The organism is Micromonospora chaiyaphumensis (assembly GCF_900091435.1).
Classification (GTDB): Bacteria; Actinomycetota; Actinomycetes; order Mycobacteriales; family Micromonosporaceae; genus Micromonospora; species Micromonospora chaiyaphumensis.
Window position 1 is genome coordinate 93,130 of record NZ_FMCS01000004.1, and the last position, 12,542, is coordinate 105,671.

Consider the following 12,542-nt stretch of genomic DNA (forward strand, 5'->3'; position numbering starts at 1 on the left):
CGTGGGTGTCTCCCCCCGTCGGAGACACCCACGGCGTCGGGCCTAGCGGAGCAGCCGGCGCAGCCCGTCCAGGGCCCCGTCGAGCAGCCGGATGGCCGTGCGGAGCTGGCTGTCGGTGAGCCGGCCGGCCCGCACGAGCGCGCCGACCTCGACGGTGAACGCGGCCAGCCGCTGGTCGAACTCGGCGAGCACGGGCGACTCGCCGGCCGGGCCGGGGACGCCGTTGCTCGGGGGGCGGGTGGTCGGCGGCGGGGGCGCCCAGCGGGCCTGGCGGGTCTGCCGGGCCGCCTCGCGCAGCTCCCGCTTGAGGTCGCGCACCGAGCCGCGTACCTCGGTGCGGATGTCGCCGGCCAGCGCGGAGAGGTCCTCCACGGAGGCCGTGATGTCCGATTCCAGGGTGGCCAGCTCGCCGGCGCGCTGCCGCAGCTCGGCCCGGCCCGCGTCGGTGATCTCGTAGACCTTGCGGCCGCCGGCCGCGGTGTGGCTGACCAGCCCTTCCACCTCCAGTCGTTGCAGCCGGGGGTAGATGGTGCCGGCGCTGGGCGCGTAGAGGCCGAGGAAGCGGTCCTCCAGCAGGCGGATCAGCTCGTAGCCGTGCTTCGGGCCGTCGTCGAGCAGCTTGAGCAGGTAGAGCCGGAGCCGCCCGTGACTGAACACGGCGGTCACGGCAGCTCCTCCACGTCGGCGGCGCCCTCGACGGGACGGGCGAGCAGCGCGATGCTGCCGGATGTCGCGGACGCCCAGAGCTTACCGGCGCCCCCACCCAGCACCCCGTGGCTGTCCTTCACCGCGCCGAACCCGTGCTGGCCGCCGCAGACCTGCGGGAAGCCGCTGGTGATCCGGCCCGAGGTGGTGTGCAGGTGGACGGTGAGGTCGCTGTCCTCGCGGACCCGGACGGTGATGCTGCCGGAGATGGCGCTGAGCCGGATCTCGCTGCCCCGCGGGTTGTCCAGGTCGCAGGTGATCGACCCGGAGACGGCGTGGGCACGCACCCGCTCGGGCGCGCTGTCGGCGAGGATCAGCTCACCGGAGACCGTCTCCAGGTTGAGGTCGCCGCCGACGCCGAGCGCCTCGACCGGGCCCGAGGTGACCTTCGCGGAGGTGCGGCCGCGCAGCCCCATGAGGGTGACCTGGCCGGAGGTGACGTCGACCCGGGTGTCGCGGCGCAGGCCGGAGGCGACCAGCGAGCCGTCCACCAGGTGCAGGTCGGCCAGCACGTGGGCGGGGACGGCGATGGAGACCTCGGCCCGGAACCGCCGGCCGAGCTGGCCGAGCCACCAGAGCACCCCGGGCCAGCGGGGCGTCCGCTCGTGGGCGACGGTGAGCCGGCCGTCACGCAGCTCGACGAGGACGGGCCGGCGGCTGATCCGGGTCACGTCCACCCGGGTCGGGCCGTCGGTGGCGACCACGTTGAGCCGGCCGCTGATGAGGCGGACGTCCAGCCGGGTGACCGGCTCGTCCAGGGTGAGCCGTTGCGGGCTGTCGACCGTCCAGCTGGTCATGGCGTCCTCCCCTCGGTGACGCGTCGGTCGGCGGCGCGTCGAGTGATGGGAGGAGCATAACGCGATACATCGCGACTGAACAAGACTGTCGCGACTGTGTCGCGATCTCGTCAGGCCGCCAGGTCCAGCCCCGCCCCCGCGCCGGCCGGGACCGGCGCCACCGGCCGGACGAGCCGCACGCCCGTCGCGGTACTCCGCACGGGCGCGCGGACCGGGGCCGGGTGGATGGCCGACTCGGCCGCCCGGGCCAGCAGCCGCCGGTCCGCCCCGGCCGCCGGGTGCAGCGCGGCCGCGACCGTCACCGCCACGGTCAGGTCCCGCGCCCCCAGCACCCGGCGGGCCGACTCCCACAGCGTCTCGTCACCCAGGAAGGCGGGCAGGCTGCTGGCGTCGCCGGCGTACCGGTAGCCGAGCCGCAGGGGGACGACCCGCGCGCCGGCGTCCACCGCGGCCTGGAACACCGCCGGCCGGAAGCCCCGGCCGGGCCGGCAGCCGGCCGCCGTGCCGCACCAGGTCGTGCCCTCGGGGAACACCGCCACGGAGTGTCCGGCGCGCAGCGCGCCGGCGACCCGGCCGACGGTGGCCGGCAGCTCGCGCGGACGGGACCGGTCGACGAAGACCGTGCCGGCCGCGGCGGCCAGCGGGCCCAGCACCGGCCAGTCGCGGACCTCCCGCTTGGCCACCATCCGGGCCGGGGACACCGCGAGCACCGCGAGGATGTCCAGCCAGGACACGTGGTTGGCGACCAGCAGCGCCCGCGGGCGGGGCAGCCGGCCCCGGACCACCAGCCGCACGCCGAGGGCCCGTAGCGTTCCCCGCGCCCAGCCGCGCAGCGCGGCCCGCCGGTCGCCGGCCGGCAGCAGCGGCAGCAGCGCGGCCAGGCCGACCCCGGCCAGCAGCATCCCGAGTACGCCGAGCAGCCGCCCCACCCGGCGCGGCAGCGACACGTCCGGCGCGGTGGGCGCCGGCAGGCAGACCGGCCCGCAGCCCGAGGCGGGGCGCCAGAGGTCGTCACCGGTCACGACGCCTCGCCGAGGAAGTGCCGCAGGTAGCGGGGGTTCATCCGGTCCAGCGAGAACAGCACGTAGAAGTCGGCGCAGGCGAAGTCCGGGTCGTACGCCGGCTCCCCGCAGACCCACGCGCCGAGCCGCAGGTAGCCACGGAGCAGCGGCGGAACCAGGGCGCGCCGCTCGGCGGGCGGCAACTCCGACGCAGCGGCGGCGGGCGCCTCGGCGAACCAGGGGCGGCGGGGCGTCACGCGCAGCGGCGGCGGGGCCAGGTGCCGGGCGGTCACCTGGGACCAGACCTCGGCGGCCGCGATCCCACCGTCGGCCACCGGCACCGAGGCGCAGCCGCCCAGCCACCGGGAGCCGCGCAGGTGCAGGTAGCGGGTGATCCCGGCCCACATCAGGTTGATCACGGCGCCGGAGCGGTGGTCCGGGTGCACGCAGGACCGGCCCGCCTCCACCAGGCCGTCGCGGAGCGGGGCCAGCGCGGTCAGGTCGAACTCGCCGTCGGCGTACCGGCGGTCGGTGCGCCCGGGCGGCAGCAGCCGGTAGGTGCCGACCACCTCGTCGGTGCCCTCGCGCAGCACGACCAGGTGGTCGCAGTGGGCGTCGAACTCGTCGGCGTCGAGCCCGGCGGCCCCCGGGTGCAGGGTGGCGCCGAGTTCGCTGGCGAACACCTCGTGACGCAGGCGTTGCGCGGCCGCGACCAGGGTCGGGTCGTCGGCGATCAGCAGGGTGTATCCGCTGGTCGTGAGGGGTGCGCCAGCGGCGTGCAGAACGGCCATGGGTATCTGTGTAAGGGTCCCGGGTGCCGACCCCGGGGATGAAAGATGTCAATCCGGTGAACGCCGGTCGGCACTCCGGCACACCCCCTCACCTGCGGCGGGCCGGCGCCGCCGTGCGAGGCTGCCGGGGCGGACCCGGCGACGAGGCCGGCGTCGGACCCCCGGAGGTGCCAGGTGATCATCGAGTCCCGTTTCCACGGCCCGGACGGCTCGGGCAACGGCGGCTGGAGCGCCGGGATCTTCGCCGCCGCGGTGGACGACCGGGGCCCGGTCGAGGTCACCCTGCGCAAGCCGCCTCCGCTGGAGACCCCGCTGACCGTGGTCGACGGCGAGGTCCGCGACCCGGACGGCCAGGTGGTCGCCCAGGTACGCCGGGTCGAGCCGGTCGACGCCGTGGTCCCGCCGGTGGACCGGCCGACGGCCGAGGCCGCCGCGAAGGCGTACCCGGGCCTCGTGGACCACCCCTTCCCCGGCTGCTACGTCTGCGGGCCGGCGAACCCGGCCGGGCTGCGGATCTTCCCGGGCCGGCTGCCGGACGGGCGGACCGCCGCGCCGTTCCGCGCCCCGGCCGAGGTGGTGCCGGCGACCGTCTGGGCGGCGCTGGACTGCCCCGGCGGGTGGGCGGTGATCGCGCCCGGCCGCCCGTACGTCCTGGGCCGGATCGCCGCGCAGGTCAGCGCGCTCCCGCGCCCCGGCGACGAGTGCGTGGTGACCGGGGCCATGGTCGGCGGCTCGGGGCGCAAGGCCGAGGTGCACTCCAGCCTGTACGGCCCGGACGGCGCGCTGCTCGGCCGGGCACGGGCCACCTGGATCGCGCTGCCGCCGGCCTGACCTCTCCTCCCTGCGGATGATCCGCTCCTGCCCCCGGGGGAGGAGGGCGTACGCATCCCGCCTGATTGACCCCCTTGCGCCGGGTTGGAAGGCTGTGCACGGCGCCCCCGCAACGGCGTCCCCAGCGGCGTGCCCTGAAGCCCGCCGTGGCAGGAGAGGAGAACGATGTCCGACGGGCAGCCAAGCCCCAGTGCCGGGACCGGCCAGATCGTGGTGTCCGGACTGTCGAAGCAATACAAGAACGTCCGGGCGGTGGACAACCTGTCCTTCACCGTCCAGCCGGGGCGGGTCACCGGCTTCCTCGGCCCGAACGGCGCCGGTAAGACGACCACGCTGCGCATGCTGCTCAACCTGGTCACGCCGACCGCCGGCGAGGCCACCATCGGCGGCCACCGGTACGCCGACCTCGCCGATCCGCTGCGCACGGTGGGTGCGGTGCTGGAGGCGTCCAGCGCGCACAAGGGCCGCACCGGCATCAACCACCTGCGGGTGATCTGCGCGGCGGCGGGCCTCCCCCGCGGGCGCGCCGACGAGGCGCTCGCCCTGGTCGGGCTGACCCCGGCCGCGAAGCGCAAGTTCAAGGGCTACTCGCTCGGCATGAAGCAGCGGCTCGGGATCGCCGCCGCCATGCTCGGCGACCCGCGGGTGCTGATCCTCGACGAGCCGGCCAACGGCCTGGACCCGGAGGGGATCCGCTGGATGCGCGGCTTCCTCAAGGGGCTGGCCGCCGAGGGGCGCACGGTGCTGGTCTCCAGCCACCTGCTCTCCGAGATGCAGCTGCTCGCCGACGACGTGGTGATCATCGCGGCCGGCAAGCTGGTCCGGCAGGGGCCGGTCGAGCAGGTCATCGGCTCGATGACGCACGGCGCCCGGGTGCGGGTACGCACCCCGCAGGCGGACGAGCTGACCGCGGCGCTGCGCGAGCAGGCGGCCACGGTGGACGCCGACGCGCACGGTGCGCTGCTGGTGACCGGGGTCGACGCGCCGACGGTCGGCCGGGTGGCGCTGGCCGCCAAGGTGGAGCTGCACGAGCTGACCACCGAACGCCCCGACCTGGAAGGTGTCTTCCTGGAGCTGACGGCCGGAAAGGCGGAGATCCGATGAACCTGGTCCGATCCGAGCTGCTCAAGATCCGTACCACCAACACCTGGTGGGTCTTCGCCCTGATCACGGTGCCGCTGTGGGCCCTCGCGATGGCCTTCAACTGGCTGCAGACCGAGGCCCTGACCAGCGGGAACATCGGCGACGTGCCGGCCGACCAGGCCGACCAGGTGCAGGCCGTCTCCAGCGCCGACAGCCTGGCCGCCAACCTCTACACCAACGGCCAGTTCTTCGGGCTGCTCATCGTCATGCTGCTCGGCATCGTGGTGGTGACCAGCGAGTTCTTCCACCAGACGGTGACCACCACGTTCCTCACGGCACCGCACCGCACCGCCGTGATGGTGGCCAAGCTGGTCGCCGCCGGCGTGCTGGCGGTGCTCTTCTGGCTGGGCACCACGCTGCTGAACCTGATCTTCGCACCGCTGATCCTGAACGCCACGGACGTCGGCGCCCAGTTCGGCAGCGGCGCGGTCTGGCGGGCGGTGGCCCTCAACGGGCTGGCCTACCTGCTCTGGTCGGTGCTCGGCGTCGGGCTCGGCGTGCTGATCCGCAGCCAGATCGGCGCCACGGTGACCGGCATCCTGCTCTACCTCGGTGGCGCCATCGGCGCGGCCATCGCGATCGGGCTCCTGGCCGCCAAGTTCGGTGACTGGATCAACCAGCTCCAGCTACTGGTGCCGTCGCTGGCGTCGTCGCTCATGGTGAGCGGCGCCGAGATCCCGGGCAACCCGCCGCGCTGGGCGGGTGCCGCCGTGCTGATCGGCTACGCCGCGGTGGCCGGGGTGATCGGCGTGCTGACCATCCGGCGCCGCGACATCTCCTGAGTCAGCTACCCGGCCCGGCCCCGGCCGGTGACGCTGCGTCACCGGCCGGGGCCGTCCGCGCCTAGCAGGAGTGGCCGGGACACGCAGCGTTTGCCGAACTTCTGGCATCTTCTGTGAAACGGACCACCAGCCGGAGGCGAGAATGCCTGCGTCGATCGCACGGCGTAGCCTGGGAGCCGTCTCTCGTGCGTCCCGAAACGGGCACGGGAGCGCCCGCGTGACATTCACAACCGCGTGAAAGAGGCGATTAGCGGCCGTGTCGACCCAGCAGACTTCGCAGGAGAACCCACTGGCGGGTTTCGGCCCGAACGAGTGGATCGTCGAGGAGATGTACCAGCGCTACCTCGCCGACCCCTCGAGCGTCGACTCGGCCTGGCACGATTTCTTCGCCGACTACCGGCCGGCGCCCGGCGCCGCCACCCCGCGCCCGGAGGCCAAGGCCGCCCCGGCCGCCCGTCCGGAGCCGGCCGAGCAGCAGGAGGCCGTCGCCACGGTCACCCAGGAGCCGGCCGCCAAGCCCGCGCCCGCCCCGGCCAAGCCGGCCGCCAAGCCGGCGGCGAAGGCCCCGGAGCCGGCTCCGGCGAAGAAGGCCGCGCCGGCCAAGCCGGCCGCCAAGGCGCCGACCGCGAGCGCCGCCGGCACCACCCCGCTGCGCGGGGTCGCCGCCAAGATCGTGCAGAACATGGACGCCTCGCTCGCCGTGCCGACCGCGACCAGCGTCCGCGCCGTGCCCGCGAAGCTGCTCGTGGACAACCGCATCGTGATCAACAACCACCTGGCCCGCGGCCGCGGCGGCAAGGTGAGCTTCACCCACCTGATCGGCTACGCCATGGTCCGGGCGCTGGTCGAGCACCCGGAGATGAACAACTCCTTCGCCGAGGTCGACGGCAAGCCGGCGATGGTCCGCCCCGAGCACGTCAACCTGGGCATCGCCATCGACCTGGCCAAGCCCGACGGCTCCCGCAACCTCGTGGTGCCCTCCATCAAGGGCTGCGAGCAGATGGACTTCCGGCAGTTCTGGCAGGCGTACGAGGACGTGGTCCGGCGCGCCCGCCGCAACGAGCTGACCATGGAGGACTACGCCGGCACCACCATCTCGCTGACCAACCCGGGCGGCATCGGCACGGTTCACTCGATCCCCCGGCTCATGCAGGGCCAGAGTGCCATCATCGGCGTCGGCGCCATGGAATACCCGGCGCCCTACCAGGGCATGAGCGAGGCGACCCTGGCCGACCTCGCGGTCAGCAAGATCATCACGCTGACCAGCACGTACGACCACCGGATCATCCAGGGCGCGCAGTCCGGCGAGTTCCTCAAGGTCATGCACGAGCTGCTGCTCGGCGAGCGCGGCTTCTACGACCAGATCTTCACCTCGCTGCGGCTGCCTTACGAGCCGGTGCGCTGGGTGCAGGACGTGGCCGTCGACTCCGAGGGCCAGATCAACAAGACCGCGCGGGTGCACGAGCTGATCCACGCGTACCGGGTGCGCGGCCATCTCATGGCCGACACCGACCCGCTGGAGTTCAAGATCCGCAAGCACCCGGACCTGGACGTCCTCCAGCACGGGCTGACCCTGTGGGACCTGGACCGCACCTTCCCGGTCAACGGCTTCGCCGGCAAGCAGCGGATGAAGCTGCGCTCGATCCTCGGCGTGCTGCGCGACTCCTACTGCCGCCGCGTCGGCATCGAGTACATGCACATCCAGGACCCGGAGGAGCGGCGCTGGATCCAGGAGCGGGTCGAGCGCAAGTACGAGAAGCCCACCCCGGACGAGCAGAAGCACGTGCTCAACCGGCTCAACGCCGCCGAGGCGTTCGAGACCTTCCTCCAGACCAAGTACGTCGGCCAGAAGCGCTTCTCGCTGGAGGGCGGCGAGTCGCTGATCCCGCTGCTCGGCGAGATCCTGGAGTGCTCCGCCGAAGGCGGCCTCGACGAGGTCGTGATCGGCATGGCGCACCGCGGCCGGCTCAACGTGCTGGCCAACATCGTCGGCAAGCCGTACGAGAAGATCTTCTCCGAGTTCGAGGGTCACCTCGACCCGCGCTCCACCCAGGGCTCGGGCGACGTGAAGTACCACCTCGGCCAGAACGGCAAGTTCACCACCCCGGACGGCGAGCACGCCGTCAAGGTGTCGGTGGTGGCGAACCCGTCGCACCTGGAGGCCGTGGACCCGGTGCTGGAGGGCATCGTCCGGGCCAAGCAGGACCGGATCGACCTCAAGCTGGAGGGCTACACCGTGCTGCCGCTGGCGGTGCACGGTGACGCCGCCTTCGCCGGCCAGGGCGTGGTCGCCGAGACCCTCAACCTGTCCCAGCTGCGCGGCTACCGCACCGGCGGCACCGTGCACGTGGTGGTCAACAACCAGGTCGGCTTCACCACCGCCCCGGAATACAGCCGGTCCAGCCTCTACAGCACCGACGTGGCCCGGATGATCCAGGCGCCGATCTTCCACGTCAACGGCGACGACCCCGAGGCCGTCGTCCGGGTGGCCCGGCTCGCCTTCGAGTACCGGCAGGCGTTCAACAAGGACGTCGTGATCGACATGGTCTGCTACCGCCGGCGCGGGCACAACGAGGGCGACGACCCGTCGATGTCCAACCCGCAGATGTACCAGATCATCGACTCGAAGCGGTCGGTCCGGAAGCTCTACACCGAGGAGCTCATCGGGCGGGGTGACATCACCGTGGAGGACGCGGAGGAGCTGCTGCGCGACTACCAGTCGCAGCTGGAGCGGGTCTTCAAGGCCACCCGCGACGCCGCCACCACGCCGCGCCAGCTCAGCCGGCCGCGCCGGGAGGACGAGCCGGAGCCGCAGGTCGACACCGCCACCGACGCCGCCGTGGTCAAGGCGGTCGGCGAGGCGCACGTCAACCTGCCGGAGGGCTTCACCCCGCACAAGCGGATCCAGCAGCTGCTGGAGCGGCGCCGCAAGATGTCCGTCGAGGGCGGCATCGACTGGGGCTTCGGCGAGATCATCGCCTTCGGCGCGCTGCTGCACGACGGCGTCACCGTCCGGCTCGCCGGGCAGGACTCGCGCCGCGGCACCTTCGTCCAGCGGCACGCGTCGGTGGTCGACGCGAAGACCGGCGACGACTACCTGCCGCTGAAGTCGCTCACCGCCGACGGCGAGCGGTCCCGCTTCTTCGTCCACGACTCGCTGCTCTCGGAATACGCGGCCATGGGCTTCGAGTACGGGTACTCGGTGGAGAACATCAACGCGCTGGTCGCCTGGGAGGCCCAGTTCGGCGACTTCGTCAACGGCGCCCAGTCGGTCATCGACGAGTTCATCTCGTCGGGCGAGGTGAAGTGGGGCCAGCGCTCCGCCGTCACCCTGCTGCTGCCGCACGGCCACGAGGGCCAGGGCCCGGACCACACCTCCGGCCGCCCGGAGCGGTTCCTCCAGCTCTGCGCCGAGGACAACATGCGCGTGGCCATCCCGACCACCCCGGCGAACTACTTCCACCTGCTGCGCCGCCAGGCCCTGTCGCCGAAGCGGAAGCCGCTGGTGGTGTTCACGCCGAAGTCGCTGCTGCGGCACAAGCTCTGCGTGTCGCAGGTGGAGGACTTCACCACCGGCACCTTCCAGCCGGTGCTGGCCGACACCGCCGCCCCGGCCCCGGAGCAGGTGAAGCGGGTGCTGCTCTGCTCGGGCAAGGTCTACTACGACCTGTTCCAGGCCCGGCAGGAGCGGGGCGTGACCGACACGGTGATCCTGCGGATGGAGCAGCTCTACCCGCTGCCCGTCGAGGAGGTCCGGGCCGCCCTCGCGCAGTACCCGAACGCCGAGGACTTCGCCTGGGTCCAGGAGGAGCCGGCCAACCAGGGCGCCTGGTCGTTCGTGGCGCTCAACCTGCTGGAGCACCTGCCCGAGGTCCGGCTGCGCCGCATCTCCCGCCCGGCCGCCGCCGCCCCGGCGGTCGGCTCGGCGAAGATGCACGAGGTCGAGCAGAACGCGCTGATCGAGGCGGCTCTCCCCCGCCCGTGAGCTGACCGCACCGCCGGCACGAGGGGCAGCGACCGCATGACGGCCGCTGCCCCTCGTCGGTGTGGCGGCCCCCTTCTTCCGCGAGAGGACGCACATGTACTTCACCGACCGTGGCATCGAGGAACTGGTCGAACGCCGGGGCGACGAGCAGGTCAGCCTGGAATGGCTGGGCGAGCGGCTGCGTGACTTCGTCGACCTGAACCCGGAGTTCGAGACCCCGATCGAGCGGTTCGCCACCTGGCTGGCCAGGCTGGACGACGAGGACGACGAGTGACCGCCTGACCTCCCCCGCCGGGTGGAGGAGGATCGCTCAGCCCGTCACGCCCGGGCCGGGCCCGGCGGCGACCCGCGCGGCCATGGCGTGTGTCCACACGGCATCGAGGTCCGCACCGGGCGGAAACCGGCCGGCCAGTTCCAGGTCCACGAGCCCGTGGGCCAGGCCCCAGAGCGCGCGTGCCGCGGTCAGGTCACCCCCGGTCACCCGGAGCAACGGCGCCGCGGCGGCCGCCTCCACGCCCGGTGCCAGGCGCTCGCGCGCCAGCGGCAGCCGGGTGGCGATCTCATACAGCCGCGGGTGCCGGAGCGCCCAGCGACGGTACGCGGCGGCGAGGGACGGCAGGTCCGGCGCCGCCTCCAGGGCCGCGGCGAGCCGCTGCAGCGCCCGCTGCTGCAGGGCGGCCTCGATCTCGGGCTTCCCCGCGACGTGCTTGTACAACGACGGGGCCTGGATGCCCAGTTCGTCGGCGAGCCGGCGCATCGTCACGGCCTCCGGCCCGCCGCGCTCCAGCAGGCGTTCGGCCACGTCGACGATCTCCTCGCGACGGGTCACCGACGCGGCTCCGCCACCCAGCCGCGGCAGAGCACGAGCGCCAGGACGAGCAGCACCGACAGGACGCCGTCGACGATCAGGACGGTGCTGGTCCCCTCGATCGCGGCGTTCCGCGCGTAGACCAGCGCGGTCACCGTCATGGCCACCTTGTGGAAGATGACCAGCGGCCACACCCCCCGGTAACCCCGCGGCCGGACGGCCAGCAGGGCGAAGAGCCCGGCGAAGACCACGAATCCGTACGCCCGCCACGTCTCGACCACCTTGACGGCCGGCTCGGCGTCGGCGACCGTGCCGTACGCCCCGAGGGCCGCCGCCAGCGCGCCGACCGCCGCCAGCCAGAGCAGCACCCGGCCGATCCGGTCCCGGACGCCCCCGCCGTCGGTCGTCGCCGGTCGGGTCTCCACAGTCGTCGCTCCGGTCATCACGGCACACCCCTCGTTTGGCTAACGCTGTTAGCCAAGACGTTAGCTAACAGCGTTAGCCAGGTCAAGGGCGGGCCCGGTTCAGCGGGCTTGGGCTCCGAGGAGGCGCAGGTGGCGCTCGACCACCGCGGTCGTCCGTTCGGCGTCGCCGGTGGCCAGCAGGTCGAGCAGGGCGCCGCGCAGCAGCGCCAGGCCGAGCGCCGGATCCGTGCCGCCACCGTCGTCCCCGCCGTGGACGTCGGCCAGCAGCCCGAGCCAGTCCTCCACGGTCTGCCGGGCCAATCCCGCCCACGGTCCGTCCGGTTCGCTCAGCGAGCGGGCGTACGCCTGGAGCCAGAGGACCAGCATCGGGCGGTGGGCCGGATCCACGAGCCAGCCCCAGGTCGTCCGCACGGCGGCGGCGAAGTCGTCGGCGCCGCCCGCCTCCCGGGCCTGCCGCAGCGCGGCCAGCTCGTCGGCCCGGGCCCGCCTGAGCAGGGCACGGATCAGCTCGTCCTTGGAGCCGAAGAGGAAGAGCAGGACCCGCGGGCTGGACCCGATGGCGGCGGCGAGCGGGCGCAGCGACAGCTCGGCCAGCCCGTGCGCCAGGGCGTACGCGTACGCCCGCTCCAGGAGTTCGTCGCGGCGGGCGCTGCGGGGTCGCTCGTGCTGGCTCACAGCGCTACTCTGCCACTGAAACGACTGTTTCAGTAGTGGAGGGGTGTCGATGAGCGCGGAGATCTCCATTCGCCCGCTGGGCCGTCCCGGCGACCTCGGCTGGGTGGTGCTGGCCCACGGCGAGACGTACGCCGACGAGTTCGGGTGGGACACCAGCTTCGAGGCGCTCGTGGCACGGATCGTCGCCGACTACGCGGCCGGCCACGATCCGGCGCGGGAGGCCGCCTGGATCGCCGAGGTCGACGGGAAGCGGGCCGGTTGCGTCTTCTGCGTCGCGGCCGACGAGCGGACGGCCCAGCTGCGGATCCTGCTGGTCGACCCGGCGGCCCGCGGGCGCCGGCTCGGCGAGCGGCTGGTCGACGAGTGCCTCGCCTTCGCCCGGCAGGCGGGATACGCCCGCATCCGGCTCTGGACCAACCACCCCCTGGCCGCCGCCCGCCGGATCTACCTCTCCCGCGGCTTCCGGCTGGTCGAGGAGGAGACCCACCACAGCTTCGGCACGGAGCTGACCGGCCAGGTGTACGAGCGGGAGCTGGCGCCGGCCGGCGCGTGAGCCCGCGTCGCCGGGGCGCCACCGACGGGTCCAAGGACCCGGGCGA

General features: G+C 73.4%; 13 protein-coding genes. 6 read left to right on the forward strand and 7 right to left on the reverse strand.

What is annotated here, in order from left to right; all coding sequences use genetic code 11:
* Window positions 1-42 precede the first annotated feature (42 nt).
* The 4 genes from GA0070214_RS12425 to GA0070214_RS12440 form a co-directional block, all read right to left on the reverse strand.
* The gene (locus tag GA0070214_RS12425; RefSeq protein ID WP_091262307.1) at window positions 43-666 is read right to left on the reverse strand and encodes a PadR family transcriptional regulator; all 624 of its coding nucleotides are present in this window, start codon (window positions 664-666) and stop codon (window positions 43-45) included.
* Window positions 663-1,502, reverse strand: a complete 840-nt coding sequence (locus tag GA0070214_RS12430) for a DUF4097 family beta strand repeat-containing protein (RefSeq protein WP_091262309.1) — start codon at window positions 1,500-1,502, stop codon at window positions 663-665. Before GA0070214_RS12430 ends, GA0070214_RS12425 begins: the two co-directional genes overlap by 4 nt.
* A 110-nt stretch (window positions 1,503-1,612) precedes the next feature.
* Window positions 1,613-2,524: a lysophospholipid acyltransferase family protein gene (locus GA0070214_RS12435; protein ID WP_091262311.1), complete on the reverse strand. Its 912-nt coding sequence runs from the start codon at window positions 2,522-2,524 to the stop codon at window positions 1,613-1,615.
* Complete coding sequence (locus GA0070214_RS12440) at window positions 2,521-3,294, reverse strand: GNAT family N-acetyltransferase (protein ID WP_091262313.1); 774 nt, start codon at window positions 3,292-3,294, stop codon at window positions 2,521-2,523. The genes GA0070214_RS12435 and GA0070214_RS12440 overlap by 4 nt, the downstream gene beginning before the upstream one ends.
* Window positions 3,295-3,468: 174 nt before the next feature.
* Between GA0070214_RS12440 and GA0070214_RS12445 the strand changes: the two genes are divergently transcribed.
* The 5 genes from GA0070214_RS12445 to GA0070214_RS12465 all read left to right on the forward strand — a co-directional run bounded on the left by GA0070214_RS12445 (window position 3,469) and on the right by GA0070214_RS12465 (window position 10,309).
* The gene (locus GA0070214_RS12445) at window positions 3,469-4,125 is read left to right on the forward strand and encodes a hypothetical protein (protein ID WP_091262314.1); all 657 of its coding nucleotides are present in this window, start codon (window positions 3,469-3,471) and stop codon (window positions 4,123-4,125) included.
* A gap of 165 nt (window positions 4,126-4,290) precedes the next feature.
* Window positions 4,291-5,229, forward strand: a complete 939-nt coding sequence (locus GA0070214_RS12450; RefSeq protein ID WP_091262315.1) for an ABC transporter ATP-binding protein — start codon at window positions 4,291-4,293, stop codon at window positions 5,227-5,229.
* Window positions 5,226-6,050, forward strand: a complete 825-nt coding sequence (locus GA0070214_RS12455; protein WP_091262316.1) for an ABC transporter permease — start codon at window positions 5,226-5,228, stop codon at window positions 6,048-6,050. Before GA0070214_RS12450 ends, GA0070214_RS12455 begins: the two co-directional genes overlap by 4 nt.
* A 256-nt stretch (window positions 6,051-6,306) precedes the next feature.
* Window positions 6,307-10,035, forward strand: a complete 3,729-nt coding sequence (locus GA0070214_RS12460; RefSeq protein ID WP_091262317.1) for a multifunctional oxoglutarate decarboxylase/oxoglutarate dehydrogenase thiamine pyrophosphate-binding subunit/dihydrolipoyllysine-residue succinyltransferase subunit — start codon at window positions 6,307-6,309, stop codon at window positions 10,033-10,035.
* A gap of 94 nt (window positions 10,036-10,129) precedes the next feature.
* Entirely contained in the window at window positions 10,130-10,309 is a 180-nt protein-coding gene (locus tag GA0070214_RS12465; RefSeq protein ID WP_089009804.1) for a DUF6104 family protein, read from the forward strand.
* Between the two features lie 36 nt (window positions 10,310-10,345).
* Here the strand turns inward: GA0070214_RS12465 and GA0070214_RS12470 are convergent, their stop codons facing one another.
* From GA0070214_RS12470 to GA0070214_RS12480, 3 genes are all read right to left on the reverse strand, one after another.
* Window positions 10,346-10,864: a TetR/AcrR family transcriptional regulator gene (locus tag GA0070214_RS12470; RefSeq protein ID WP_091262318.1), complete on the reverse strand. Its 519-nt coding sequence runs from the start codon at window positions 10,862-10,864 to the stop codon at window positions 10,346-10,348.
* Window positions 10,861-11,286, reverse strand: coding sequence for a hypothetical protein (locus GA0070214_RS12475; protein ID WP_139141849.1), 426 nt, complete (start codon window positions 11,284-11,286; stop codon window positions 10,861-10,863). The genes GA0070214_RS12470 and GA0070214_RS12475 overlap by 4 nt, the downstream gene beginning before the upstream one ends.
* Window positions 11,287-11,367: 81 nt before the next feature.
* Window positions 11,368-11,943 carry a TetR/AcrR family transcriptional regulator gene (locus GA0070214_RS12480; protein WP_091262320.1) on the reverse strand — a complete coding sequence of 192 codons (576 nt, stop codon included), beginning with the start codon at window positions 11,941-11,943 and terminating at the stop codon, window positions 11,368-11,370.
* A gap of 49 nt (window positions 11,944-11,992) precedes the next feature.
* Between GA0070214_RS12480 and GA0070214_RS12485 the strand changes: the two genes are divergently transcribed.
* Window positions 11,993-12,496, forward strand: coding sequence for a GNAT family N-acetyltransferase (locus tag GA0070214_RS12485; RefSeq protein ID WP_091262322.1), 504 nt, complete (start codon window positions 11,993-11,995; stop codon window positions 12,494-12,496).
* The last annotated feature ends 46 nt before the right edge of the window (window positions 12,497-12,542 follow it).

Excerpts from the sequence above, each read along its gene's own strand:
- GA0070214_RS12430 (WP_091262309.1), bottom strand. The coding sequence starts at position 1,502 with ATGACCAGCTGGACGGTCGACAGCCCGCAACGGCTCACCCTGGACGAG.
- GA0070214_RS12440 (WP_091262313.1), bottom strand. The coding sequence starts at position 3,294 with ATGGCCGTTCTGCACGCCGCTGGCGCACCCCTCACGACCAGCGGATAC.
- GA0070214_RS12450 (WP_091262315.1), top strand. The coding sequence starts at position 4,291 with ATGTCCGACGGGCAGCCAAGCCCCAGTGCCGGGACCGGCCAGATCGTG.
- GA0070214_RS12455 (WP_091262316.1), top strand. The coding sequence starts at position 5,226 with ATGAACCTGGTCCGATCCGAGCTGCTCAAGATCCGTACCACCAACACC.
- GA0070214_RS12465 (WP_089009804.1), top strand. The coding sequence starts at position 10,130 with ATGTACTTCACCGACCGTGGCATCGAGGAACTGGTCGAACGCCGGGGC.
- GA0070214_RS12475 (WP_139141849.1), bottom strand. The coding sequence starts at position 11,286 with ATGACCGGAGCGACGACTGTGGAGACCCGACCGGCGACGACCGACGGC.
- GA0070214_RS12485 (WP_091262322.1), top strand. The coding sequence starts at position 11,993 with ATGAGCGCGGAGATCTCCATTCGCCCGCTGGGCCGTCCCGGCGACCTC.